General features: G+C 38.4%; 24 protein-coding genes and 1 riboswitch. Of the genes, 16 read left to right on the forward strand and 8 right to left on the reverse strand.

Going from position 1 to position 25207, the window contains the following annotated elements; all coding sequences use genetic code 11:
• The 7 genes from K5G00_RS07185 to K5G00_RS07215 form a co-directional block, all read right to left on the reverse strand.
• Entirely contained in the window at positions 1–450 is a 450-nt protein-coding gene (locus tag K5G00_RS07185; protein WP_238765459.1) for a hypothetical protein, read from the reverse strand.
• 31 nt (positions 451–481) lie between these two features.
• Positions 482–1198, reverse strand: coding sequence for an SIMPL domain-containing protein (locus K5G00_RS07190; protein WP_238765460.1), 717 nt, complete (start codon positions 1196–1198; stop codon positions 482–484).
• 75 nt (positions 1199–1273) lie between these two features.
• Positions 1274–1945: a DUF2461 domain-containing protein gene (locus K5G00_RS07195; RefSeq protein ID WP_238765461.1), complete on the reverse strand. Its 672-nt coding sequence runs from the start codon at positions 1943–1945 to the stop codon at positions 1274–1276.
• Positions 1945–2808, reverse strand: coding sequence for a TolB-like translocation protein (locus K5G00_RS07200; protein WP_238765462.1), 864 nt, complete (start codon positions 2806–2808; stop codon positions 1945–1947). Before K5G00_RS07200 ends, K5G00_RS07195 begins: the two co-directional genes overlap by 1 nt.
• 71 nt (positions 2809–2879) lie before the next feature.
• Positions 2880–3734 (reverse strand): helix-turn-helix domain-containing protein, encoded by an 855-nt coding sequence (locus K5G00_RS07205; RefSeq protein ID WP_238765463.1) that lies wholly within the window; start codon positions 3732–3734, stop codon positions 2880–2882.
• Positions 3735–3815: 81 nt separating this feature from the next.
• Positions 3816–4475, reverse strand: a complete 660-nt coding sequence (gene ribB, locus K5G00_RS07210) for a 3,4-dihydroxy-2-butanone-4-phosphate synthase (protein ID WP_238765464.1) — start codon at positions 4473–4475, stop codon at positions 3816–3818.
• Positions 4476–4551: 76 nt separating this feature from the next.
• A riboswitch (FMN riboswitch) is annotated at positions 4552–4671 on the reverse strand.
• 49 nt (positions 4672–4720) lie between these two features.
• Positions 4721–6367 (reverse strand): amidohydrolase, encoded by a 1647-nt coding sequence (locus tag K5G00_RS07215; protein WP_238765611.1) that lies wholly within the window; start codon positions 6365–6367, stop codon positions 4721–4723.
• Between the two features lie 227 nt (positions 6368–6594).
• Between K5G00_RS07215 and K5G00_RS07220 the strand changes: the two genes are divergently transcribed.
• From K5G00_RS07220 to K5G00_RS07290, 16 genes are all read left to right on the forward strand, one after another.
• Complete coding sequence (locus K5G00_RS07220) at positions 6595–6930, forward strand: hypothetical protein (RefSeq protein ID WP_238765465.1); 336 nt, start codon at positions 6595–6597, stop codon at positions 6928–6930.
• Between the two features lie 98 nt (positions 6931–7028).
• Positions 7029–8306: a glutamyl-tRNA reductase gene (hemA, locus tag K5G00_RS07225; RefSeq protein ID WP_238765466.1), complete on the forward strand. Its 1278-nt coding sequence runs from the start codon at positions 7029–7031 to the stop codon at positions 8304–8306.
• Positions 8303–9229: a hydroxymethylbilane synthase gene (gene hemC / locus K5G00_RS07230; RefSeq protein WP_238765467.1), complete on the forward strand. Its 927-nt coding sequence runs from the start codon at positions 8303–8305 to the stop codon at positions 9227–9229. Before hemA ends, hemC begins: the two co-directional genes overlap by 4 nt.
• Positions 9229–9996 carry a uroporphyrinogen-III synthase gene (locus tag K5G00_RS07235; protein ID WP_238765468.1) on the forward strand — a complete coding sequence of 256 codons (768 nt, stop codon included), beginning with the start codon at positions 9229–9231 and terminating at the stop codon, positions 9994–9996. The genes hemC and K5G00_RS07235 overlap by 1 nt, the downstream gene beginning before the upstream one ends.
• An 18-nt stretch (positions 9997–10014) precedes the next feature.
• Entirely contained in the window at positions 10015–10983 is a 969-nt protein-coding gene (gene hemB / locus K5G00_RS07240) for a porphobilinogen synthase (protein WP_238765469.1), read from the forward strand.
• Positions 10984–11054: 71 nt separating this feature from the next.
• On the forward strand, positions 11055–12350 hold the full coding sequence (gene hemL / locus K5G00_RS07245; RefSeq protein ID WP_238765470.1) for a glutamate-1-semialdehyde 2,1-aminomutase: 1296 nt from the start codon (positions 11055–11057) through the stop codon (positions 12348–12350).
• A 3-nt stretch (positions 12351–12353) separates the two neighbouring features.
• Positions 12354–13400, forward strand: a complete 1047-nt coding sequence (hemE, locus tag K5G00_RS07250) for a uroporphyrinogen decarboxylase (RefSeq protein ID WP_238765471.1) — start codon at positions 12354–12356, stop codon at positions 13398–13400.
• Positions 13401–13517: 117 nt separating this feature from the next.
• Complete coding sequence (locus K5G00_RS30165) at positions 13518–13832, forward strand: DUF6787 family protein (RefSeq protein ID WP_394800859.1); 315 nt, start codon at positions 13518–13520, stop codon at positions 13830–13832.
• Positions 13819–14721: an oxygen-dependent coproporphyrinogen oxidase gene (hemF, locus tag K5G00_RS07255; protein ID WP_238765472.1), complete on the forward strand. Its 903-nt coding sequence runs from the start codon at positions 13819–13821 to the stop codon at positions 14719–14721. The genes K5G00_RS30165 and hemF overlap by 14 nt, the downstream gene beginning before the upstream one ends.
• A 146-nt stretch (positions 14722–14867) precedes the next feature.
• Positions 14868–15206 carry a hypothetical protein gene (locus K5G00_RS07260; RefSeq protein WP_238765473.1) on the forward strand — a complete coding sequence of 113 codons (339 nt, stop codon included), beginning with the start codon at positions 14868–14870 and terminating at the stop codon, positions 15204–15206.
• Between the two features lie 63 nt (positions 15207–15269).
• Positions 15270–17372 carry a TonB-dependent receptor gene (locus K5G00_RS07265; RefSeq protein WP_238765474.1) on the forward strand — a complete coding sequence of 701 codons (2103 nt, stop codon included), beginning with the start codon at positions 15270–15272 and terminating at the stop codon, positions 17370–17372.
• Between the two features lie 11 nt (positions 17373–17383).
• Entirely contained in the window at positions 17384–18646 is a 1263-nt protein-coding gene (locus tag K5G00_RS07270) for an MFS transporter (RefSeq protein WP_238765475.1), read from the forward strand.
• 10 nt (positions 18647–18656) lie between these two features.
• Complete coding sequence (gene hemN, locus K5G00_RS07275; protein ID WP_238765476.1) at positions 18657–20033, forward strand: oxygen-independent coproporphyrinogen III oxidase; 1377 nt, start codon at positions 18657–18659, stop codon at positions 20031–20033.
• A gap of 1 nt (position 20034) precedes the next feature.
• Positions 20035–21399 carry a protoporphyrinogen oxidase gene (hemG, locus tag K5G00_RS07280; protein ID WP_238765477.1) on the forward strand — a complete coding sequence of 455 codons (1365 nt, stop codon included), beginning with the start codon at positions 20035–20037 and terminating at the stop codon, positions 21397–21399.
• Positions 21396–22418 carry a ferrochelatase gene (hemH, locus tag K5G00_RS07285; RefSeq protein ID WP_238765478.1) on the forward strand — a complete coding sequence of 341 codons (1023 nt, stop codon included), beginning with the start codon at positions 21396–21398 and terminating at the stop codon, positions 22416–22418. The genes hemG and hemH overlap by 4 nt, the downstream gene beginning before the upstream one ends.
• 10 nt (positions 22419–22428) lie before the next feature.
• Positions 22429–22737, forward strand: coding sequence for a hypothetical protein (locus K5G00_RS07290; RefSeq protein ID WP_238765479.1), 309 nt, complete (start codon positions 22429–22431; stop codon positions 22735–22737).
• 22 nt (positions 22738–22759) lie between these two features.
• On the opposite strand, the gene K5G00_RS07295 is transcribed toward K5G00_RS07290, so the two are convergent.
• Positions 22760–25201 carry a glycoside hydrolase family 2 TIM barrel-domain containing protein gene (locus tag K5G00_RS07295; RefSeq protein WP_238765480.1) on the reverse strand — a complete coding sequence of 814 codons (2442 nt, stop codon included), beginning with the start codon at positions 25199–25201 and terminating at the stop codon, positions 22760–22762.
• Positions 25202–25207: the final 6 nt, after the last annotated feature.

Here is a 25207-nt window from a genome sequence, read left to right on the forward strand (position 1 = left end):
TTATTCTTCCCGTTTATATTTAATTTCAACAACAGGAGAAACGTTTGTGTCTGTTATAATTAAACTAGAACTATCAACAAGAGAATAAGAAACAATTATTGTATCGGCTTCTTCAGGTAACGGAGACGAATAAATAACAAATGTACTGTCGGTGCGCTCGAAATAGTCTTCGTTTTTTATTCCGGTAGCCACACTTGGATCATAAAGTATTTTTCCGTTGTTTGGCAGCCCAAGTTCATCATCAACATAATTAGAGAAGAAACTCAGCTGTTGTCCGGCGCTTATGTTTTCCCAATCCGAGTCACCGGTTTTACTTCCTGTTTCTTTCCAGTTTAGCACGTAATTGTACTGTTCCGGATCAATGATGAGTTCGTCTTCATCGTTGTTATTTGTCAAACACGATGAAAGGAACAAAAGTGATAAGAAAAGAGGCAGATAGTTTTTAAGCATAATACATATTTTAGTGAATTTAATTGACTTCTTACTCAATTTCGAACCGTACCAGTATGGAGTATTCCAGTTTTATTTTTTCAAATTCAATGTCAGGTTGTTTTAACTCCATTTCATCAGAATAGCCATATCCTCTGACGGCTATATTTGATATACCGGCAACTTTACCCTGAAGAGCATTATAGATATGGTTATTTTGTTCCTGGATATAAATTGCTTTTCCAATTTTCTGATCGATTGCGCCGGTTAATGAAACCGCCTTTTCTTTTGCTGCTTTAATCGCCATCACTTTTACTTCGGTTTTGAATTCCTGTATTTTGGAATGGTCAATTTTTTCAACGGAAATATTTGATAATCCTAAAGTTTCAAGATCCCTGATTACCTGGCCGGCTGTATTGGCGCTTTCTACTTTTAACTGGTATTCTTTAACTGAGTTGATTTCGGTTCCTTTTAGCCAGTATTTTTGAAAGTTACTTGCCATGTCTCTGATTGTAAGTTGTTCTGATACATCGATTCCTATTTTTGAAAGCGCCTGAATCATCGATTTTTCCAGTTTCTGAAGGTCTTCTTTTCCTTTGAAGTCCTTTTCATTTACAACAATTTTCAGATAAATCTCATCAGGAACAATTTCCATTTCTGCGTTTCCGGTAACTTCAATATAGTTTTGGTCGATAAAATTTTTCTCTCCGGGCTGAGCAAAAGAGGAAATCGAAAAAACTACAAAAGCAATCAAAATTATTTTTTTCATCGTATTCTGTTTTATCATCTTTTTTATGACGACAAATATTGCTTTTGAGTTGCGTTATGTTAAAATAAATAGAGTTTAAAGAATGGCTTCAAGCCAGAAATGATAAAGCCGGGCATTTTCTGCAAAAGCTTTTTCCAGTGTATCTTTTAAATTAACAGAGAAGAACACAGTGTCTATATCTTTTTCGCAACCTAAATACAGACTTTTTTTCTGAAACCATTCCTGGAATTTCTCCGGGAGAGAATTTGTAACGGGGCGTTTGTAGTTCTCTCCTCCCGGAATAAACAGGTTTTGGGTGTTGTAGCTGGCAATAATCGGTTCGAATTTTTCCGGATGCGTGAGAATGTAGCTTCTTATTTTTTCCATATTTTGCGGGGTAGCCGAATAAAAACCCATTCCGTAACCATATTTTTCAGGAGTAAAATAGAAATAGAATTCAGGAACATTGCCCCAGATTTTCGTCGGTCGTTTGAACGATATCCATTGTTCTGTTCTGAACGGCGATTTATCAGCCGAGAAACGGGTGTCGCGGTATATCTTCGAAATGGTTTTGTTTATTGCCGGCGAAGTTTCAATTTCTGCATCCATACTTTTTAGCGGCAGTTGTAAATCGCTTACCAATTGCCTCAATGGGGTCAGGAGGTTTTCTTCGTATATCTGTCGGTTCAGTTCAAACCATTCTTTATTGTTGTTGGCCGCCAGGTCTTTCAGAAACTGAATTCCTGTTTTTGTAAATCCGTTAAACATTATTGTATTACTCCTTTTGTTTCTGTGCGGTAAACATTATCATTTTTGTAAATAAATAAGAACTTTCCGTCGGGCGAAATGTCAAAAGAATCATCCACCTCAGAAGAATTAAAACGCTTTCCAAAATTAAGCGGTTTCGCCCAACCTTTGTTATTCCTGTACGAAATAAATGCGTCGTAACTATTTTTGCTGTTTTCAACTTCTGTTGAGGTTATTATAAATTTTCCGGCGGGATCAACAAACGGATTGGTTACGCTGCAATTTCCTTCAAAAGGTACATTCTCTTTTGCGGGTTCTGAATAAACACCATTCAAATAATCCGATTTATAAATACTTCCTTTGTTGGTTTTTAAGTCCCAGGCGCAAAAGTAAATGGTTCCTTCGTTGGTTATGCTCGGGTGAAATTCTAAAATATCCGGGTTTGTAATGTCGATTATTTTTTTGGCATTCACCCATTTGTTCCCCGCTTTTTCCATGCGCCGGATACTATATTGTTTGATGTCTTTTTCCCCTTTGCTCGAAGAAAAATACAAGTATTTGCCATCAGGAGAAAAAGCAGGTTCCACTGCAAAACAGTCTCTGGAGAAAGAAGCAACTTCGGGTTTCGACCAGCCACTTTCCATTTTTTTTACATGCATTATTTTGCATTCAGGCCACGTACCGGTAGCAAAAAAGACTTCATCCCCCACAGGAGAAACAGCCAGCGAATATTCTTTTGTATTTTCCAGCGAAATGATGCCAGGTGCAAAAAGCTCAATTTTATCTCCGGGAGAGGGAAATCCAAAATAGTCAAAACTGTTTTTTTGTGCCGATGCAGACAGTGCTATCGAAAAGAACAAAATCAATAAAAGGGTAGTTTTCATCGTTTTTGTATACAAAATTACGCTTGTTTAAAAAAGAAATCAGACAAAAATTGGGGGTTAAATGGTACTTTTCAAGGATTTATAACATTTTTATATGAATGTGGAGTGTGCCCAATCTTGTTTTTAAATGCCCTTACAAAATAAGAATTATCCTGAAAGTTTAATTTCCAGGCTATTTCAGACACCGATAAATCAGAATACAGCAGTAATCTTTTGGCTTCAAGAAATATACGATTTTGAATAAAATCTTTTGCTGAAATTCCAAAATGTTGTTTTATCACGCTGTTTAAATGGCCGGCAGTTATATTCAGTTTACCGGCATAAAAACTTACTGAATGCTGGTTTTGAAAATATTGGTTGACCAGTTTACGAAATTCAAAAATATATTTACAAACAGCCGGCTCCGACACGGAATTTAATTGGATAAACCGGCGATTTAGCCAAACTAAAACCTGATACAACAAGGCCCGCAATATGTGGTTGTCTTTTTCCTGTTGCCCGACAATTTCTTCTTCAATATTTTTTAAAATGGTTTTGAGATAGTCAAAATCAGGACTATCCAGCGAAAGAACAGGTTCGTGACCGGTGGCATTAAAATAGGATAGACGTTGTACAAACTCCGAATCGTTAAAAAAAGTTCCCAAAAATTCCTCTTCAAAAATTAAAACCAATCCTTTTGGGGTTTTGCCAATTTCCCATTTGCGAACCTGCATCGGGGAAGAAAAATATATGTTTCCTGGTTTAATGTTGTAACGGAACTCATCAAGCAAAAATTCCCCAACTCCTTCTGTAATTAGTGTAATATCGTAATACGACAATACATGCGGTTTACCTTCCGAAATATATTTTTCAAGGTTTTCGAGCCTTATCAGATCGATAAGCAGCTCGGAGCCATATTTGGTTTTAAAAAAGTCGTATTGGTCCATTTTCCGGTCTTCAAAATCTATCCGAATTTAAAAACTTAAGTCTTAGTAAAGTGGAAATGTAACCAGAAAATAATTAAAAATTTATTGTTCATTATCGACTTCATTTGTTGATTGAGTTCGGTATTGAATAATATCTTCAATGGTAACCACCGACATATCATGTTTTTCTGCAAAATCAATAATTTCAGGTAGTCTGGCCATCGTTCCGTCCTGATTTGTCAATTCGCATAAAACAGCCGTGTCGCCAAGCCCACTAAGCTTTACCAAATCCACACTTCCTTCGGTATGTCCTCTTCTTTCAAATACACCTTTTTCGCATGCTGTTAAGGGAAAAACATGTCCGGGATGCGCTAAGTCAGATGGTTTTGCATTTTTTGCTATCGCTGTTTTTATGGTGTGAATCCGGTCTTTTGCCGAAACGCCTGTCGTTACGCCTTCTTTGGCTTCAATAGAAATGGTAAATGCCGTCTGATTTTTGCTGCTGTTGTGTTCTACCATTTGCCGCAATTGCAGGCTTTTGCTTTTTTCGGGAGTGAGGCACAAACATACAATACCGCTGCATTCGCGTATCATCAGTGCCATGTTGGCTTCGGTCATTCTTTCTGCAGAAAAAATAATGTCGCCTTCATTTTCCCTGTCTTCATCATCGACAAGTAAAATTCCTTTTCCGCTTTTTAATTTGTTGATTGCATTTTCTACACGTTCCTTGTAATCGCGTCCGAAGTTGTTGATGGTTTTCATTTTGCCTTTTATTAATCAGATAAAAATAACCTTCAGGGCAAAATGCGCCATAATACTCCCAGGAATATGGTGGTATTATTTTCTTCTCTCATCCAGACTTTCACTGTCGGTTTTGGAATTTCACCAAATCAGTCCTAAAAAGGAGTCGCGGACTTTTACCGCCGGTAGGGAATTACGCCCTGCCCCGAAGAAAACAGTGCAAAATTAATTTTCTTTTGTTAAAAGCAGATAGGATTATTGGTTAATTATTTCAAATTAAAAACCTTTTCCCCATTCACCCAGGTACTTTCAATTTTTGTGTTTAAAATTTCTTCAGGAGAGGCTTCCATTAAATCAGTATCCAGAATAATAAAATCAGCATATTTACCGGGTTCAAGGCTACCTTTTTTGTTTTCTTCAAACGAGGCTTTTGCCCCCCAAATTGTCATGGAACGAAGTGTTTGTTTCCGGGTAAGTCCTTCGTTGAGTTGCCAGCCACCCAGCGGCCTTCCGGTGTGGTCAGTACGGAAAAGCGATGCATAAAAAGTATAAAGCGGTTCAATATTTTCTACCGGGAAATCGGTTCCGTTTGGTAACCAGCCATTTTGTTGTAGTAAGGTTTGATAAGCATACGCACCTCTTAGCCGCCATTCGCCAAGTCGTTTGCCGGCCCAGTACATATCGGAGGTACAATGTGTTGCCTGAATAGAAGGAACAACCGAGTATTCAGCAAATTTTTGGAAATCGTCGGGATGAATGATTTGTGCATGTTCAATGCGCCAACGACGATCGTTTTTGCCTTTTAGAAATTCTGCATACGTATTCAACATTAAACGGTTGGCACTGTCGCCAATACAATGAGTGGCAACAATAAAATTGTTGTCGTAAGCCAGTTGGCAAATTTTATCATAATATTCCTGCGATTCAATTTGAAGCCCGCTGTTGCCGAAATCATCAAAATAGTCTTCGAGTAACAATGCGCCGCGCGAACCAAGCGCGCCGTCAGCAAAAATTTTTATGGTATTTACAGTCAGTCGATCACCCTGTTTTGGCCCGTTTTTTACAAAATTTTCAAAATTTTCATCTGTTGGATTTAGCATGGCATTTATTCGCATTTTTAGGCTGCCTTTATTTTGCATTTCCTCCATCAGCGATATTGTTGATTTTGACAAACCGGCATCGGTAACTGAAGTGAGTCCCGCAGCAAAACAATTTTTTTGCGCTTCGAGCAACCCTTTTTGTTGTTGTTCCGAAGTGATTTCAGGGATGTATTCTCCAACAAGCCCCATGGCATTGTCAATTAAAATTCCGGTAGGTTCACCGTTTTTAACTATAACCTGGCCACCGGAAACTTTTGAATCGGCAGTAACACCTGCAATTTCCAGTGTTTTTGAATTGCACCAGCCGGCATGCCCGTCTACACGTACGAGGTAAACCGGAATGTCGGGGAATAATTCATCAAGACGAGTTTTGTCAGGGAACGATTTTTCGGGCCAGTCATTCTGATCCCAGCTGCGGCCTAAAATCCAATCTCCGCCAAATTTGTCGTGGTGTTGTTGCAGTCGCTCATAAATTTCTTCCTGCGTTTCAGTTCCGCGTAAATCGGCATATTGCATCAGGTTCGTGGCGTATCCGTTAAAATGGCAATGGGCATCGTTAAAGCCGGGATAAATATATTTGCCTTCTGCATCAATAACTTCTTTACCTGAAAATTCTGAGAGAATAGTGTCATGCGTTCCAACAGCGACAATTTTTCCGTCTTTAATAGCAATACTTTCTGCGGTTGAAAAGTTGTCGTCTACGGTGTAAATTTTTGCACCTGTTACAATTAAATCAACTTGTTTTTTATTTGAGCATGAAATCATCGAAATCAGAATAATAAAATGGATAAATAACACCGGCCATTTGTACATCACGTGTAATTTTTTGATGAAAGAAACAAAATTAAATTAAATTACGGGAATTTGTTTTAGCAAATGATTGTATTAAACATTATTGAAAATATGCTGTTGATATAAATCAGTGAACGGAATGATATTTTTCGAAAATGCCTAAAAACAAGTGTTAAAATATATGTTGGACAAATCTTTACGTTATATTTTTTTACTTTAGCGTTTCGTAAAAACAGAATAAAAGCAAAATGTTTACAATCGGTATTTTTTCTACACACATTCCCTACATCGCTTTTGTGCTGTTTTATGCCTATTTTTTTGTTTCAGGAGTTCAAAAAGCAGTTGACGGGGAAATTCCGCTTACTGATAAATGTGCATTTATTTCTGAAATTCAGGCTGAGCAGGATATCCTTAATCAAGATTCCTCAAACGATACATATAACTACAAAGCCTTTGTCGTTTCGGATTTTGAAAGATTTATTTTTAAACGAAAAATAAAATACAGGATAAAAACCACCAAGTTTTTTCATTCTATTGCAATTTTTACTTCCCTTTTCGAGCGGCCGCCCCCCTTTGTTAGTTAACTTTTCTTAAACAAAGAAAGGGATTTGTCGTTATCCCTAAATGATGATGACAATCTGGTTGATTTTCATTTTTAAACATTTACAAAATTAATTTTACAATGATAGGCCTTGCAGGTATCAATCATAAAACTTCGCCGATTGAAATCAGGGAGCAGTTTTCGATCTCAAAGGAAGAAATCATACCTTTTTCAGAACTTCTTCAGGATGATACTGGTATTTCCGACATAGTTGTACTATCCACTTGCAACAGAACGGAAATTTATTTTTCGCAGATGAAATACGATAATGTAACGGCATCTAAGTTGATTTACAGAACGTTGAAGAAGTTTAAAGGGATTGAAAACAAATATTGGCATTTGTTTTACAATTACGGCAATTCGGAGGCGGTTCGGCATTTATTTGAAGTATCATCCGGAATTGATTCCATGATTATCGGTGAGGATCAAATTATCGGACAAATAAAGGAAGCCTACCAGTACTGCACCGATGCCGCTCTTACCGACGCTGTTCTGATGCGTTTGTTTCAAAAGTCGTTTGAAGCAGGCAAAAGGGTTCGTTCAGAGACTAAAATAAAAATGGGGACCACGTCAATCAGTAGTGCTGCGGTTCAGAAATGTTTTCAACTGTACGACAGTCTGAATGATAAAAGGGTTTTGATGATTGGAGCCGGCGATACCGGAAGATTGGTACTGCAACATTTGAATAAGAGTGGTGTAAAAAGAATTACGGTGTCAAATCGTACCGAGGAGAAAGCAAAAAGACTGGCAGAACGGTACAGATGCGCAATGCTTCCTTTTGACCAAATGGGAAATCATCTTTTTTTGTATGATATTATTATCGTTGCAACGGGGTCATCTGTTCCGCTGGTGACACGCGAGATGATTACTGACTCGCAGGAGAAAAGAGAAAATAAACCACAGGTTTTTGTTGATATTTCGGTTCCCCGGAATATTGAGAAAAATGTTGAAGAAATGGAAAATATTCAGCTGTTTACTATTGATGCGTTGCAAAAAACGGTAGATACAAATGTGGAGAAAAGGATGCATAGCGTTTCTTCGGCAAGGGAAATTATTGATGAAATTGTTGACGAATTTTCGGAATGGCTGTCAAGTCGCTCTTTACGTCCGGCGATAAAAATGATTACCGAAATAATGCAAAAAGTTTCAAACGAAGAGCTTTTGACTTATTATAAAGCAGATACCGAAGAAAAACAACTGGCAATTAATGAATTCTCCACTCACCTGACTCAAAAATATACACGTCTTTTTATTAAAAACCTGAAAGAGATAACCGAGAACGGAAAGAATACTGAATCATTACAAATCATAAATAAGTTGTTTAATTTTGTTTATGAACATGAAGAAATAGAGGAATGATTAAAAAAAGTATTCGGATTGGCACCCGTGGAAGTAAACTCGCATTGTACCAGGCCAATCTTACAAAAAAAATATTATTGGAAACCTTTCCGAAAACCAATGTTGAAATTGTAATTATAAAAACAAAAGGAGACAAAATTCTTGATGTTGCACTTTCAAAAATTGGTGATAAAGGATTATTTACAAAAGAAATTGAAACGGCACTGATTGACGGAGAGGTAGATATTGCCGTTCACAGTTTGAAAGATCTACCAACGAATCTTCCTGACGGACTTAAATTGGGGGCTGTTTTAAAACGTGCTGAATTTCGTGATGCATTAGTATCCAAAGACGGACGTAAATTAAACGAGCTTACTTCAGGCGATACCATTGCCACTTCCAGTTTGCGCAGAAAAGCAGGATTGCTGCGTATCAATAAAAATTTTAAAATTGTTGATATCAGGGGAAACGTTGAAACCCGGTTGAAAAAAATGGAAGAGGGATACTGTGATGCCATGATTATGGCAGCCGCAGGTTTGCAACGCCTTGAACTTGATAAATACATCACTGAAATTTTGGATCCGGAAGTTTTAATTCCGGCTACCAGTCAGGGAGTGATTGCCATTGAATCGAGAATTGATGACGCAGAAATTGATGCCTGTTTAAAAGAAATCAATCATGCAGAAACCTGGGACGCGATTCAGGTGGAAAGAAGCTTTCTTCATAGTATTGAAGGAGGTTGTCAGGTTCCCGTAGGTTGTTATACCAAAACTGAAGGTGAAACAATATCCATCATCGGTTTTGTTGCAGCGGTTGATGGCTCCGAATTCCTGCTCGGTAAAGAATCAGGACGGGTGGACGAGGGCAAGGTTATAGGTGAAAAACTATCTAAAAAACTGATTGACAAGGGAGCCGCAAGAATATTGGCAAACATAAGGCGATAATGAATCATCTGCTGAAAAATAAGCTGTTTATTTCTACACGGCCTAAAGGACAATCAGATGAGCTAAATCGTCTGTTAAAAGAAGCCGGTGCCGAAACAGTAGAAATGCCACTTATTGAGATTCGCCCTGCAAGTTTATCAGAAAAAGAGAATGATATTCTGGAACAACTGGAACAGTTTCAGTGGCTTGTTTTTACGAGTCCCAATGGTGTTCGGTACTTTTTTGAGGTACTTGAAAAGAGAGGAATAGCAAATCTTCCCGAAAAGATTCAAATAGCAGTAATTGGCCAAAAAACAGAAGAAGAACTAAATTTTTTTGGTTATTCGCCTGCTTTTGTTAATCCCGGAAACACAGGCGAACACTTTGCTGCAGCATTATTGAAAAAAGTAGAAAACAATTCATGCCAGCCACGGATTTTGCTGACACTTGGTAATCTTGCACGTGCGGTTATTCAGGATGAATTAAGCAGGGTCGCAGCATGTATGCGGCTAAATGTGTATAAAACAGTAATCCCTGATTTAACAGATGAAAAAACTGTTCAACTTATTAAAGACAACCGCTACGAAATGCTTATTTTCACCAGTCCGTCGGCTATTCAAAATTTTATGAAACGATTTAACGACATTTCCGCAAAAAATATTCGGCTTGCCTGTATTGGGGAAACCACAGCAAGCGAGGCACGAAAACAGGGTATTCAACCGTTGGTTGTAGCAAAAAATGCTTCGGCACAGGGAATCGTCGAATCAATAATTCAATATTATTCTTAAAACACAAAAATTACAGATATGCATTATCCGGTAACAAGACTTCGTCGTCTGCGCAGAAACGCTGCCTTAAGAGACATGGTACGCGAAACCATATTAACCCGTCACGATTTAATAATGCCTTTATTTGTTTGTCCGGGCAAAGGGGTTAATAATCCTATTTCTTCCATGCCCGGCAACTCTCAGCTTTCGGTCGATTTTTTGGTTGAAAAAGGCAAAGAATTATTTGATCAGGGAGTACAATCAGTGTTGCTTTTTGGTATCCCGGAATCAAAAGATGAAACAGGAGAAGTAGCCTGTCAGCACAATGGTATTGTACAGCAAGCTACACGGGCGCTAAAAGAAGAAGTGCCTGATCTGTATCTGATTGCCGACATTTGCAACTGCGAATACACTACTCATGGTCATTGCGGAACCATTGTGGATGGCGATGTTGATAATGATCAGACCCTGGAGACCTTGGCTAAACAATCAGTTTCGCTTGCAGAAGCCGGAATTGATATGGTAGCACCCAGTGATATGATGGACGGTCGTGTGGGAGCAATCCGCACAGCACTCGATAACAACGGGTTTCACAACCTTCCCATCATGGCTTATTCAGCAAAATATGCATCAGCATTTTATGGTCCGTTTCGCGAGGCTGCTGAAAGTGCTCCGCAATTTGGCGACCGTAAAACTTACCAGATGGATCCCGCCAATGGTGATGAAGCACTTCGTGAGGTAGCCCTCGATATTCAGGAAGGAGCAGACATTGTAATGGTGAAACCGGCCCTGAATTATATGGATATTATTCACCGTGTGAAAACCAGTTTTAATATGCCGGTTGCAGCTTATAATGTAAGTGGTGAGTTTTCCATGGTAAAAGCTGCGGCTGCAAAAGGATGGATTGATGAAAAACGAATTGTACACGAACTGCTTACCGGATTAAAACGTGCCGGAGCCGATTTGATTATTTCCTACCATACGCAGGATATTATACAGGATTTATAAAAATTTACTTTCGTCATCCCGTGAATATTTTAGTTGTTCTTCGGGAGATGAGGTTTAAAAATTTATTAGAAATGACATACGAAAAAAGTATAGAAGCGTTTGCAGAAGCACAAAAACATATTCCCGGAGGAGTAAATTCGCCGGTGCGTTCTTTTAAAAGTGTAGGTGGAAATCCGCCTTTTATAGCCAGTGCCAAAGGTTCGAGGGTTACTGATATTGACGGGAATGAATATATTGATTATGTAGGCTCATGGGGACCTATGATTTTAGGGCATTCGCATCCAAAAGTAGTGGAGGCAATTCAAAAAACTGCGGTTCTGGGAGCCAGTTTTGGCGCGCCCACATTGCTTGAAACAGAAATTGCCAAACAAATCAAAAAGATGGTTCCTTCCGTCGACAGTGTCCGAATGGTGAACTCGGGAACAGAAGCGACAATGAGTGCCTTGCGACTGGCCCGTGGTTATACTAACCGCGATTTGGTTATTAAATTTGAAGGATGTTACCATGGTCATAACGACAGTTTTCTGATTGAAGCCGGTTCGGGTGCCCTCACGTTTGGTGTGCCCAACACACCGGGTGTTACCAGAGGAACTGCACATGATACACTTACGGCTAAGTTTAATGATCTTGCCTCGGTACAACGTTTATTTGAAGAAAATAAAGGAAAAATTGCTGCTGTAATTCTGGAACCGATTACCGGAAATATGGGCGTAATTGTTCCTGATGAAGAATTTATTAAAGGAGTAAGAAATCTGTGCGACGAAAATCAGACCGTATTGATTTTTGATGAGGTGATGACCGGATTCCGGGTGGCCAAAGGTTGTGCACAGGAAGTACTTGGTATAAAGCCTGATTTAACCACTTTTGGAAAAATTATCGGTGGTGGCTTGCCGGTAGGTGCCTATGGTGGCAAACAAGAAATTATGGAAATGCTGGCGCCGCAGGGCCCTGTTTATCAGGCAGGAACATTGTCGGGAAATCCATTGGCAATGGCGGCAGGTTTAACCACTTTACGTTTACTCGACCAGGCTCAGGATTTTTATGAAGATCTTGAAAAATCTTCGGCTTTGCTGGAGGAAGGCCTTCAGAATAATTTGAAAGAGTTAAAGTTTAAAGGTGTAATCAACAGAGTGGGCTCTATGTTTACGTTGTTTTTTACAGAAGAGGAAAGTGTAAAATCCTTGTCCGATGTAAATAAATGTGATACATCGTTGTTTGCACGTTATTTTAAAATTTCACTTGATAGCGGCATTTATCTCGCACCTTCACAATATGAAGCCGGATTTGTTTCAGCAGCGCATACCAATGAAGACATTCGGAAAACGATAGAAGCAAGTTATAGTGCATTAAAGCAACTTAAGGGGTAAAATATGGATAACAAAACAGAACCAATATTATTACAAACGCTTAGGGGAAAAGCAACTTCACGGCCACCCTTTTGGTTTATGCGTCAGGCTGGACGGGTTTTGCCCAACTATTTAAAGTTGAAGGAAAATTATACTTTCTGGCAAATGATGCAAAATCCAAAAGTTGCAGCCGAAGTTACTTTAATGCCGGTATACGATCTGGGTGTGGATGCCGCCATTTTGTTCAGTGATATTCTGGTGATTCCTTATGCACTGGGAATGGGACTTGATTTTACAGATGCCGGACCTGTTTTTGAAAAGCCGCTGGCACAGCGAAGTAATCCTTTGGAAGGTTTGAATCCTGATCCCTCGAAACTTGAATATATTTACAAAGTTGTTGATGAAATCATAAAAACGCGGCCGGAGAATACGCCCTTGATTGGTTTTTGTGGCGCGCCACTTACGGTATTGTTGTTTATGTTGCAGGGATTGGGACGAAAAGGTGATTTTCCGGATGCTGTAAAATTTATCTACCAAAATAAAGAAGCCACAAAAAAGCTGGTGGAAGAACTCACTGAGCTGTCGGTTATTTATGCACAGGAACAAATCAACCATGGAGTGGAAGTGTTTCAGTTGTTCGACACACACGCCGGTTTGATTCCTTTCGATTTGTACAAAGAGCTGTTTTTACCGGCAACAGAAAAAATAGCTGAAGCAGTACGCGCGAAAGATGTACCTTTTATTTTCTTCCCCAAAGGACTCGGATGTGGTATTGGAGCCATCACACCGGAATACTGCGATTTTCTGAGTATTGACTGGCAAACGTCGCTACAAACTGCGCGTAAACTGGTGCATCAGGAGGTAGGTTTACAAGGTAATATTGATCCACGTTTGTTATTTGCCCCTCAGCAGGAAATGGAAAAAACACTGGAAAGCTACATTGAGTTTGGTCGCAAAAATCAAAACTGGATTTTTAACCTTGGGCACGGGTTTATTCCGGGTCTGCCCTACGAAAATGCCAAGTTCCTCGCCGACTGGGTGAAAAATACAGACTGGAAACGAAACAGCTGATTTTTGCTTTTTTTAAGAAACAATACTACCTGAGGACTGTTAAGTACAACGTTGTTTCGTATGTATTTCAGAAAATACAGACAAGGAAACATTGTGAAACAGACAAAACAGTTTACTATGTTACATCGGTTTAAGGAAAAATGGAATATAAAATCTAATTTTCAGCTTATTGTTATTCTTTTTGTTTTCTCGATCACCGGGAGCGCTGCACTCGTTGTACGGAAATTTATATTTCACCTTGTAGGCATTCAACAAGATACTTCCCTACTGATTAAAGTTCCGCTTTATTTAATCGTTTTAATACCCAGTTACCAGCTTTTGCTGTTGGTTATAGGAACATTATTGGGTCAGTATCGGTTTTTTCTGGCATATGAAAAGAAAACCGTTGGGCGTTTAATTAAGAGAAGTAAAAAAAGCCATGAAAAAAATTGACAAAATTGCCGCCACATATTCTGAACTCCAAAAAAAAATGTGTCAGATTTTGGAATCCGCTGACGATGGAGGAAAGTTTAACTCCATTCCCTGGAAAAAAGAGATTGGTGGAGGAGAATCTCAATTGATGGAAGACGGTAAAATTATTGAAAAAGGAGCAGTTAATTTTTCCTTTGTGAGGGGAAAATTTTCGCCCGGGATGGAGCAGTTGCTGGGCGAAAAAGCCGGAGAATATGCGGCGACCGGAATTTCTTCTATTTTGCATCCGCAGAATCCCGGGGTGCCTGTTATTCATATGAATGTACGCTACTTTGCACTTGACAACGGCGTTTCCTGGTTTGGAGGAGGAATTGATTTGACACCTCATATTATTCATCCCGAAGATGCCGTCTCTTTTCATCGCACATTAAAAGAAATTTGCGACCGCTACGACCATAAATTTTACCCCGACTTTAAAAAATGGGCCGATGATTATTTCTTCCTTCCACACCGCAATGAAACAAGAGGTATTGGCGGTATTTTTTTTGATCGTTTAAAACCCGGAGAACAAAATAGTTTCGAAAGTCTGCTAAATTTTACCATCGACCTCGCTAATGTTTACCCTGAAATTTATGCTGGATTTATGCGTAAGTACGGCTCTAAACCTTTTTCCGAAAGGGAAAAAAAATGGCAAAATTTGCGCAGGGGGAGGTATGTGGAGTTTAATCTGATTTATGATCGCGGAACCAGGTTCGGCCTTGAATCGGGAGGAAATGCTGAATCTATTTTGGCCAGTCTCCCCGCCGATGCTTCCTGGAAAACCAATTATATTCCTCCAAAGGATGGTTTTGAAGAAAACACACTTCATTTGTTAAGAAAAAATATCGACTGGATTAATTTTACTGCGTAATAATGTTCTTTTATGAACAATTGATTTAAATCAATCCGCATGTTGTTTTATTTTGTATTTAAAATATGCGCAATAACATATAAAGAGAAAATTATAAAAAGGTATTTTTTTTACTTTAGCGCATTCAAATCCGGAATAAGAGGAGAATGTTTACAATAGGAATTTTTTCTACACATATACCTTACATTGCTTTTGTACTTTTTTATGCCTACTTTTTTGTAGCAGGAATAAATAAAGCTGTCTCAGGAGAAATTCCTTCCGGAGAGGATTTTCACAAAACAGAGATTTACGCCTCAGATAATTTTATGGATCAGGATATTGATACGTATCATTATTTCTGTAAGGAATCTGATTTTTGCAAAACATTTAAAGATGAAGATTCTCTTCTCAAACGAAAGATAAATTATCCGGAGTATTCTTTAGCAAAAATTGCAATTGAATATTATTTAATTCATTTCAACAAGCCTCCTCCGGTTTTAGTTTGATTCGTTTTTTTGTTTAGTTTTCCCTGGTTGAGGAATTTATATCCAATTTTACATATTTAAATAATGAAAAAGATAATACTATCCATAGTAATCTATTCTCTTTTTACCGCTTTTGCACAAGCACAGAATTTGAGAGTTATAACAGATACAACTAATACCCCTGATATTTTAATTGACGAGATCACTGTAAAATCACCTAAGGAATTACCATTAGTAAGAGAAATTCCTACATCTATATCGTTACTACCAGCAAGGAAATTAGAGAACGATGAGATTCATTCATTGACAGATATTTCTTCCAAAGTACCCAACTTTTTTATGCTCGATTACGGTTCAAAACTACAATCTTCTGTATTTGTTCGCGGAATTGGCTCAAGGCTTGGTTCTCCTTCTGTTGGACTATATGTAGATAATGTTCCTTATTTTGAAAAAACTACATTTGGGTTTGATTTTTTTGATATTGAACGTGTTGAAGTTTTGAGAGGACCTCAGGGAACTTTATATGGCCGAAATACTATGGGTGGTATTATTAATGTATTTAGCAAGTCTCCGCTTGTATACGATGAAACAAATATTTCAGTAACCGCTGGTACCCACGGTTATTACAATGTAAATGTGAACCATTATAACAGAGTAGATGACAAATTTGGTTATTCAATAAGCGGAAATTATTTGAATCAAAACGGTTACTTTACCAATAATTTTTCGGGAGATCCTGCGGATGATAAATATTCAGCAAGTGGGAGAGCAAGGTTGGTTTGGAGAATTTCTGATAACTTAATGCTTGAAAATACCGCGAATTATGAAAAAAGTGAACAATATGGATTCCCTTACGCTTTGTATAACGACTCAACTAATCGCGCTGTTGGGATAAGCTATGATCAGGAAAGTTCCTATAAAAGGGATCTTTTTTCTGACGGACTTGTCTTAAAATATCAGAATGATGTTTTCCAATTTGTTTCAACATCCAGTTATCAGTTTTACGACGGGTTGATGGCTGTTGACCAGGATTTCACCAAAAACAAAATATACTTTTTTGAAATAGGAGACAGACAAAACATGGTTTCGCAGGAACTGATGTTAAAGTCATTGTCACCGTCGAAATACAAGTGGCTTTTTGGTGCGTATGGATTTTATCAGACGATGAAACAGCAAACGCAAGGCGATATTTATACTTCAAAAGTTAATCAGGATATTCGAAGTGATTTTAATATATCCGGATATGCATTGTTTCACCAGTCGACCTTCGATGATTTTCTTGTGGAAAATTTATCGCTAACTGCAGGAATAAGATTTGACGTTGAAAAAGATGACTTGGATTATACGTTCGACCAGGCAGTTGGAGATAACCCGGTATCCAATCTTGCAACTGAAGATTATTCAGAAAATTTTACGGAAATACTGCCTAAAGTTGCGTTGAAATATGCTTTTAACAACTCGTTAAATACCTATGCAACAGTTTCCAAAGGATATAAATCAGGTGGTTTTAATACGAACACCTCGATCGTTCTGGAAGAAGATCGCTCTTTTGACTCAGAAAAGAGTTGGAATTATGAGTTGGGTTTAAAATCTTCTTTAGCCGGCAACCGCTTATTTGTTGACGCTGCTTTGTTTTATATCGATTGGCAGGACCAACAAATTGATGTTCCCGTACCAGGTGGCCGTGGTAATATGAAAAAAAATGCAGGTGAATCGGTTAGCAAGGGAGCCGAGCTTTTTGTAAAAGGGTTACTGGCTGATAATCTGGAAGCAACGCTGGGATATGGTTATACCCATGCTACTTTTGCCGACTACGTGGTTTCAGAAGAGCTTAATTATAATGATAACTTTATACCTTATGTCCCCAGGCATACCATAAATGCAAGCTTGTACAAGACATTCGAATTTAAAAATGGATTTTTGGAGAAATTAATTGCAAATTTAAGCTATAAAGGAGTAGGAAAACATTATTGGTCGCTTGATAATTCAGTTTACCAGGACTATTACGGGCTTCTTGATGCGAAGTTATCTTTTGTAACCGGAAAATTTCGTTTTGAAATTTGGGGAAAGAATATTTTTGATACTTCCTATAATACTTACTATTTTGAAATTTCGTCTTTACACAATTCCTATGTCCAAATGGGCAAACCGGCAAGTTTGGGTGTAAATTTGAAAGTAGCTTTTTAATTGAATAAAAAATGGGAAAAAAAGAAATCAATAAGTACTTTACGCTGCTGAGTCTTTATCTGGCGCAATCGATTCCGATGAGTTTTTTCTCCACAGTGATTCCCGTAATCATGCGAATGGAAAATTATTCACTCGAATCCATCGGTTACCTTCAACTCATAAAATTACCCTGGATAGTTAAATTTTTGTGGGCTCCGATTGTCGACAGGACGAGTCACTCCTCAAAAAGGTACCGGCGCTGGATATTGTCTTCGGAACTGTTTTATGCGGCTATAATAGTTTCCATTGGTTTTTTTGATTTGCAGACCGATTTTTCCACAATAATTATTTTAATGGTAATTGCCTTTACAGCATCGGCCACACAAGACATCGCTACCGATGCTTTTGCCATTCTTGTATTAAAAGAAAAGGAAAGAAGTATCGGAAACAGCATGCAGTCGGCCGGTAGCTTTATCGGAACATTAGTGGGGAGTGGCGTTTTGTTAATTATCTATCACTACAGGGGGTGGATGCCGTTGCTGCACTGTCTTGGTGTGTTTGTTTTGATTTCTCTAATTCCGGTGATGTTTTTTAAAAATCATAGCAAAAAAGAAATTGATAAGTCAAGAAAAAACATCTCACCTCTGGAGTTTGTATATTTTTTTAAACAAAAAAGAATTGGCGGACACATTTTATTGCTTTTCCTGTTTTACGCCGGAATAATTGGCATTTTAACCATGATAAAGCCCTATCTGGTTGATTTGGGCTACGAAGTAAAAAGAATAGGTTTTATTTCCGGTATTTTTGGAACAGCTTGCGGCGCGTTAATGACCATCCCGGCAGGGATATTTATCCGAAAAAAAGGAGTATTACGTTCTGTGTGGGTTTTTCCTGTTTTGAATGTGATGGTGGCCGTTTATTTTATTTTTCTTACCTACACGAATCATCAGTTGTATTTGATTTATATTGGAGTTGCGTTGCTTTGGAGTGCTTATGCAATGTCTTCGGTTTTTGTGTATACACTCGGAATGCAGGTGGTTAGAAAAGGAAGAGAAGGAACAGATTTTACCATCCAGATTGTAGTTACTCATTTAAGCAGTCTGGTTATAGCCATATTAAGCGGAAAAATAGCCGACACGATAGATTATCGTGGGCTTTTTGCTATTGAATTAGGAATTGGATTATTAATTTTGATCCTGTTGCCGTTTTTATTTAGAAAAGAATTCTATAATACTGAGGAACGTTGTCCCGTTATAGAAGCCGGGGCTGAATTTCCTGACAAAACAATAAATTAATACAAATCGAATGAAGATTCCGAAAAATCTGATAGATAAATATAATGTGCCGGTACCGAGATATACCAGTTATCCACCGGCTAATTTCTTTTCAACAGAATTTGATAATAAGGAATATATCCGGGCAATTGAGTTTTCAAATAACGAATGGCCCGAGAATATTTCGATTTATTTACACATTCCGTTTTGCCCCAAAATTTGTTACTACTGCGGATGTAATACACATTTAACACGCGATAAAGATAAAATGCGGGTGTATGTTGAAGCATTAAAAAAAGAGATTTTGATGGTGAAAAAGTACCTTTCATCAAACCGGAAAGTGGCGCAGGTACATTGGGGTGGAGGTACACCAAATTCTTTGCCTGTTGAAATGATGGAAGAAATTATGGGTGTGTTGCACTCTAATTTTTCATTTATTACGAACCCCGAAATTGCAATGGAATGTCACCCCGCTATGCTCGATTCTGCCTATATTGATGCGTTGGTAAAAAGTGGGTTTAACCGAATGAGTTTGGGGATACAGGATTTTAATCTGAAGGTACTTGAGAATGTAAATCGGGATCCTTCTGAAATTCCGGTTGAAGAACTTGTTCAACTTATTCGCAGTCGCGGAGATATTGGCGTAAATCTTGATTTTATTTACGGTTTGCCCTATCAGGATGTAAAATCATTTTCAGAAACAATAGAACAGGCAGTTAAAATTTCGCCCGATCGTTTGGTGACATTTTCATATGCACACGTACCGTGGATTAAAAAAGCACAGAAAATCCTTGAAGTTCGCGGACTTCCTGAAGCCGATGAAAAATTGGCCATGTTTGAAGCTGCTTATAAAATTCTAACACAAAATGGATATAAACCCATCGGCCTCGATCATTATGCAAAAGCTGATGATGAGTTAAATATTGCACTTGAGAACAGAACTTTACACCGGAATTTTCAGGGCTACTGCACTCGTGAAACAACCGGACAGGTTTATGCGTTTGGAGCTACAGGAATTAGTCAGTTGGAAAGCGCTTATGCACAAAATGCAAAAGACACCAACAAGTACGTAGAACAAATTGAAAGTGGGAATTTTTTTATTGAAAAAGGCTATAAACTAAATAAAAGGGAGAAGATAATAAAACATGTCATAAACGAAATCATGTGTAATTACTATCTTTCATGGAAAGAGGCCGCTCAAAAATTTGAAGTTTCAGAAGATGAGTTGAAAAACGTTGTTGAATTAAAGGATAGCAACTTAGATAGTTTTGCGGAAGACGGGCTTTTAAATTTTAACCCGGATGAAATTGCGGTAACTGATTCAGGAAGATTTTTTGTTCGAAATATTGCTGCAAGCTTAGACCCCAATCTAAAGAATGCGGCGCAGAAATTTTCAAAATCGTTGTAAAATGAGCGAAAATAAAATTCAGAAAGTAGCTGTTGTAGGCGCGGGATTAACCGGATTAACTACCGCCTATTATTTAAAAAAAGCAGGCATCGGTGTTCAGGTTTTTGAAAAAGCAGATCGCGCCGGAGGTGTTATCAAAACATACAACAAAGATGGTTTTACATTTGAAGCCGGACCAAATACAGGTGTTCTCGGACAACCTGAAGCAACAGAATTACTTGAAAATTTGCACGGCGACTGTGAACTGGAAATCGCCGATGAAGCAGCAAAAGCCCGGTGGATTTGGAAGTCCGGTAAATGGGAACCTCTTCCTTCTGGATTAATTGGCGGGATAACAACACCTTTGTTTACATTTGCCGACAAGTTGCGGTTATTGGGTGAACCCTTCAGAAAAAGGGGAACAAATCCGAACGAAACATTAAAAGAATTGGTGCTTCGCCGTATGGGAAAAAGTTTTCTTGATTATGCTGTTGATCCGTTTATCCTGGGAATTTATTCCGGCGATCCGGCGAAGCTGGTTCCAAAGTATGCTTTGCCCAAATTATACAGATTGGAGCAGGACTACGGAAGTTTTATCGGGGGCACTGTAAAAAAAGCTCGTCAACCCAAAACCGATTGGGAAAAAAAAGCTACAAGAGAAATATTTTCAGTAAAGGGTGGTTTGGAAAACTTGATAAAAGCATTGGTAAAAAATGTCGGGAAGGATAACATCGTCTTTAATTGTGATTCTATTTCTTTTGAAAAAACAGAAAAAGGATACAAAGTAAACAACCGAAATGAAGTATTTTCAAACGTAATCTCAACGGTTGGTGCTTATGAATTAAGCCATCTTTTTCCGTTTGCCGACATTGAAAAAATAATTCAGATAAATCAGTTGGAGTATGCCAAAGTAGTTCAGGTTTCATTAGGTTTTAGAGAGTGGAAAGGAGTTGATTTAAAATCATTTGGAGGGTTAGTACCATTTAAAGAAAACAGGGATTTGCTTGGAGCGCTTTTTTTATCTTCTTTTTTAAAAAACAGGGCGCCTCAAAACGGAGCGTTACTTTCAACATTTCTGGGGGGTATAAGAAAACCTGAAATGGTTGAACTGAATGACGGTCAAATTGTTGATATCGTCAAAAAGGAAATAGTAGAAATGATGGGCTTGAAACAGTTTGACCCTGATATGCTGAAAATTTTTCGTTATCAGCATGCCATTCCGCAATATGGAATTGAATCGGAACAAAAGCTAAAAGCAATCGACCAGCTGGAAAAAATGAATCCGGGATTGATTTTGGCGGGAAATATACGTGACGGAATTGGAATGGCCGACCGAATTAAACAGGGAAAAATGTTGGCAACTCAGATAATCAGTCAAAGTAAATGAAAAAAGGAAAAACAGCTGTATTATTGATGAATGTTGGAAGTCCCGATGAACCAACAGTTCCTGCTGTACGGAAATATCTTACTGAATTTTTGAATGATAAAAGGGTAATCGACCTTCCGTGGTTGTTGAGAAAATTTTTAGTAAATGTGATTATTATTCCTTTCCGTGTAAAAAATTCAACGGGATTATACAAGCAGCTTTGGACAAAAAAAGGGTCTCCGTTAATTTATTATTCTGAAGAATTAAAACAAAAACTACAGGTACAACTCGGAAGTTTATTTGAAGTTTTTGTTGGAATGCGTTACGGAAATCCGAGTTATAAAAAGGCACTTTCAGAAATAAAAAAGAAAGGCTTTGAGAAAATTGTTTTGGTTCCGCTTTACCCGCAGCATGCGATGTCGACTACAGAAACTTCTTTGGTTGCGGCTGAAAAGGAGATAAAAGAACAGGGAATTCATGCCGAAATATTTGAGGTTGAACAGTTCTACGACAACCCGAAATTTGTCGATGCTTTTGCTGAACAAGTACGAAAATATAATTTATCCGATTTTGACCATATCATTTTTTCGTATCACGGCCTTCCTAACCGTCATGTTGAAAAATGCCACCCGGGGATTAAAGTGGAAAACTGTTCCTGCAGAAATGCTCTTCCGGAACATGGAAAATTTTGTTATCATGCTACTTCTTACGAAACTACGCGACTAATTGCTTCAAAACTCAATCTGAAAGAGTCAGATTATACCGTTAGTTTTCAATCGAGGTTGTCAAACAATTGGCTTACTCCGTTTACTGATGCTGTTTTGCAGGAGAAACTGGAGGAAGGGAAGAAGAATATATTGGTTTTGGCGCCTTCGTTTGTTACGGATTGTTTGGAAACCATTCTGGAAATTGGTGTGGAATATGGCGAGGAGTTTAAGCAAAAAGGAGGGAATAAAGTTCAATTGGTGGAAAGTTTAAATACCGGTGATAGATGGGTGGAAATTCTTGCGGAGATGGTTATTTCGCAACTGAACACTTAAAATTGTTTTGATGCATTTTGCAGCCATTAATATTTTTAACGATATGCTCAGCTTTGAGTGGCGCATAACCTATACCTGTATTGCCACTTTTATTATTAATTTACCTTTTGGTTATGTTCGGGGCGGATTTCGCAAACTTTCATTTTGGTGGTTTGTAGCAATTCACGCACCGGTTCCGTTGGTTATTTTAATTCGGAAATTTCATGATTTGCATTTAACCTGGAGTTTGGCTCCGTTCCTTTTGGGTAGTTTCTTTCTCGGACAGTATGCCGGCAGAAAACTATACAAATTAAAACCATGGAGGAAACAAAAAGAATAGTTTTCTGACAAGTATTCAGGATTTATATTTTTACCACTCCAACGCTTGCGTTTCCCGTTTTTAATCCTTCGGATTTTGCTGAAACAGAGATTTCGCCACCGTCTTTTTCCAAACGAAGTATCAGCTGGCATTTTCCTCTGAAACTTTTCACGTGTGGTTGTCTAAAACTTTTCATGTCCTTCGGATTTCCGTTTGCCACTGCCTGCAGTTTTCCATTTCCTTGTATTTCAAAATCAACAGGAATTTCTGCATTTGGAACAACAATTCCGTTTTTGTCCACCACTTCAATATTAAAATAAGCTAAGTCGTTTTTGTTGATATTAATCGTATTTTGTTCAGGTGTGATTTTTACAGCAAACGGTTTTTCAGCAGTTTTTAAAGTTTGTCGAACAACTTCTTTTCCCGCTTTAAAACCAATGGCTGTCAACTCTCCTTCTGTATAAGGAACCTCAAATCTTGCTGTCAAGCTTGTTGCCTCCGACACTTTTTTTGTTCCAATTTCTTTTCCGTTTAATTCCAGCCGAACCTGGTCGCAGCGTGAGTAAACAGAAACCTGCAGGGGTTTATCTTCATTGCCTTGCCAGGTCCAGCTTTTCCATTCTCCGGGCCAACCCCATTTGCTTATTATTTCTTTGCGCCCTTCAGGTACAGGCGTATGAACCATTATTTCCAAATTGCTATTTCGCCAAACAACATCGCGGAAATACATTTGTGGTTTTTTATACCCGAGGATGCTAATGTCACCGCAGTAAGCGTTAAACCACGGCCAGGGAGGTAAAAACTGGATATCGGAATTATCCAGCTTTGTATGTCCAATGCCGGATTCACCAAGGTAATCCATTCCGGTCCACACAAAATCGCCAATTATATATGGATGTTTTTCTACCATTTGCCAGTTTTCAAGCGCTTCCAGAGGAAATGATTCTGTTCCAATCATAATTCTTTCCGGATATTTCTTGTGGTCTGATTCATAGTCGTTCCAGCGGTAATTGTATCCATGTACATCCATTTGCGAGAAAGCAGGCGCCGTGTCTTCCCAATCGCGTCCGGGCTGATCCCAGAAATGGCAAATCGCCTGTGTTACCGGACGGGTTTTATCTAAAAGAAGTATTTTTTCTTTCAGGTTGTTGGCTATCTCCAGACCGGAGGAATCAGCCCGTTCATTGATTTCATTTCCAATGCTCCAGATAATTATTGAGGGGTGGTTTCTGTCGCGCAAAATCATGGACTCCAAATCTTTTTCCCACCAATCGTCGAAATAAAGGTTGTAGTCCTCAGGATTTTTTGGGCGTTGCCATTGGTCAAAAGCTTCATCCATGACCAGCATTCCTATTTCATCGCAGGCACCCAAAAAAGTTTGAGAAGGAGGATTGTGTGCGGTACGAATGGCATTAAAACCATTTTCCTTCATGATTTTTATCCGGCGGTATTCCGCTGTTTTAAAAGTTGCCGAACCTAGTGGGCCGTTGTCGTGATGCAGACAACCTCCCTTTAACAAAACACTGTTCCCATTTAGTAAGAATCCTTTTTCAGGAGAAAACTCAATGGTTCTGATCCCAAATTTTTGTCTGGTTTCATCAATCAGTTTATTTCCCTTAAAAAGTTGAACAGTCAGTGTATAAAGCTGTGGTTCTTCCGGCGACCATAAGCGCGGATTTTGGACTTCTAATTTATTTTGAAAAACAGTATTTTTTCCAGGGTTTAAATCAGTTCCTTTTTCATATTCTGCGGAGATAAGGCCCAACGGGTTTAAAATCTGCGTCCTGATTGTATAGTTTTCCGCATTGTGTGTTGTGTTTGTAATTCCGGTTTCCACATTTACAAAAGCCTTTTCTTTCGATACTTCAGGCGTTGTAACATAAACACCCCATAAATCAATATGGACCGGATTGGTTTTAATTAGGCTTACATTCCTGTAAATTCCCGAACCGCTGTACCAACGTGAATTTTTTCCTTCATTTTTAACTTGAACAGCAAGAACATTATCTTCACCCGCCGGATTCAGGAAGTCGGTTAAATCGTATGAAAAAGCAGTATAGCCATAAGGATGATTTCCAAGGTGTTTTCCGTTTATCCAGAAATCGGCGTTCATATAAACACCGTCGAAAAGTATTTTTATGATTTTGCCCTCATCCTTTTTATTTAAAGTAAAATGTTTCCGGTACCAGGCATTTTCTCCAACAACGTGTCCTGTTGAAGCACCTCCGGCACTTTTTTCCGAAAATGGCCCCATTTGTTTTACTCCCTCGTTTTCAGGAAGGTCTTCAATGCTGTAATCGTGAGGAAGATCGAGGATGCGCCAGGCTGAATCGTTGAAACTAACAGCTTGTCCGTTTTGCACATCAGAACGAATAAATTTCCAGTCGCAGTTAAACGGCGTTTCCCGGTTTATTTCATTTTCCTCTTTTGAACAGGAGACAAGCAGAATCAGAATTGCAGTTATACAATGATAAGATAGTTTCATTGAATT

Origin of the sequence: Maribellus maritimus, assembly GCF_022267315.1 — a bacterium.
Lineage (GTDB): Bacteria > Bacteroidota > Bacteroidia > Bacteroidales > Prolixibacteraceae > Draconibacterium > Draconibacterium maritimum.

Bases quoted from the DNA above. Each gene is read 5' to 3' on its own strand.
- K5G00_RS07215 (WP_238765611.1), bottom strand. From the start codon at position 6,367: ATGTACAAATGGCCGGTGTTATTTATCCATTTTATTATTCTGATTTCG.
- K5G00_RS07295 (WP_238765480.1), bottom strand. From the start codon at position 25,201: ATGAAACTATCTTATCATTGTATAACTGCAATTCTGATTCTGCTTGTC.
- K5G00_RS07260 (WP_238765473.1), top strand. From the start codon at position 14,868: ATGTTTACAATAGGAATTTTTTCTACACATATACCTTACATTGCTTTT.
- K5G00_RS07195 (WP_238765461.1), bottom strand. From the start codon at position 1,945: ATGTTTAACGGATTTACAAAAACAGGAATTCAGTTTCTGAAAGACCTG.
- K5G00_RS07235 (WP_238765468.1), top strand. From the start codon at position 9,229: ATGAATCATCTGCTGAAAAATAAGCTGTTTATTTCTACACGGCCTAAA.
- K5G00_RS07205 (WP_238765463.1), bottom strand. From the start codon at position 3,734: ATGGACCAATACGACTTTTTTAAAACCAAATATGGCTCCGAGCTGCTT.
- K5G00_RS07270 (WP_238765475.1), top strand. From the start codon at position 17,384: ATGGGAAAAAAAGAAATCAATAAGTACTTTACGCTGCTGAGTCTTTAT.
- K5G00_RS30165 (WP_394800859.1), top strand. From the start codon at position 13,518: ATGTTACATCGGTTTAAGGAAAAATGGAATATAAAATCTAATTTTCAG.
- hemN (WP_238765476.1), top strand. From the start codon at position 18,657: ATGAAGATTCCGAAAAATCTGATAGATAAATATAATGTGCCGGTACCG.
- K5G00_RS07200 (WP_238765462.1), bottom strand. From the start codon at position 2,808: ATGAAAACTACCCTTTTATTGATTTTGTTCTTTTCGATAGCACTGTCT.
- K5G00_RS07220 (WP_238765465.1), top strand. From the start codon at position 6,595: ATGTTTACAATCGGTATTTTTTCTACACACATTCCCTACATCGCTTTT.
- hemF (WP_238765472.1), top strand. From the start codon at position 13,819: ATGAAAAAAATTGACAAAATTGCCGCCACATATTCTGAACTCCAAAAA.
- K5G00_RS07185 (WP_238765459.1), bottom strand. From the start codon at position 450: ATGCTTAAAAACTATCTGCCTCTTTTCTTATCACTTTTGTTCCTTTCA.
- hemC (WP_238765467.1), top strand. From the start codon at position 8,303: ATGATTAAAAAAAGTATTCGGATTGGCACCCGTGGAAGTAAACTCGCA.
- hemH (WP_238765478.1), top strand. From the start codon at position 21,396: ATGAAAAAAGGAAAAACAGCTGTATTATTGATGAATGTTGGAAGTCCC.
- hemE (WP_238765471.1), top strand. From the start codon at position 12,354: ATGGATAACAAAACAGAACCAATATTATTACAAACGCTTAGGGGAAAA.
- hemG (WP_238765477.1), top strand. From the start codon at position 20,035: ATGAGCGAAAATAAAATTCAGAAAGTAGCTGTTGTAGGCGCGGGATTA.
- K5G00_RS07190 (WP_238765460.1), bottom strand. From the start codon at position 1,198: ATGAAAAAAATAATTTTGATTGCTTTTGTAGTTTTTTCGATTTCCTCT.
- ribB (WP_238765464.1), bottom strand. From the start codon at position 4,475: ATGAAAACCATCAACAACTTCGGACGCGATTACAAGGAACGTGTAGAA.
- K5G00_RS07265 (WP_238765474.1), top strand. From the start codon at position 15,270: ATGAAAAAGATAATACTATCCATAGTAATCTATTCTCTTTTTACCGCT.
- hemA (WP_238765466.1), top strand. From the start codon at position 7,029: ATGATAGGCCTTGCAGGTATCAATCATAAAACTTCGCCGATTGAAATC.
- hemB (WP_238765469.1), top strand. From the start codon at position 10,015: ATGCATTATCCGGTAACAAGACTTCGTCGTCTGCGCAGAAACGCTGCC.
- K5G00_RS07290 (WP_238765479.1), top strand. From the start codon at position 22,429: ATGCATTTTGCAGCCATTAATATTTTTAACGATATGCTCAGCTTTGAG.
- hemL (WP_238765470.1), top strand. From the start codon at position 11,055: ATGACATACGAAAAAAGTATAGAAGCGTTTGCAGAAGCACAAAAACAT.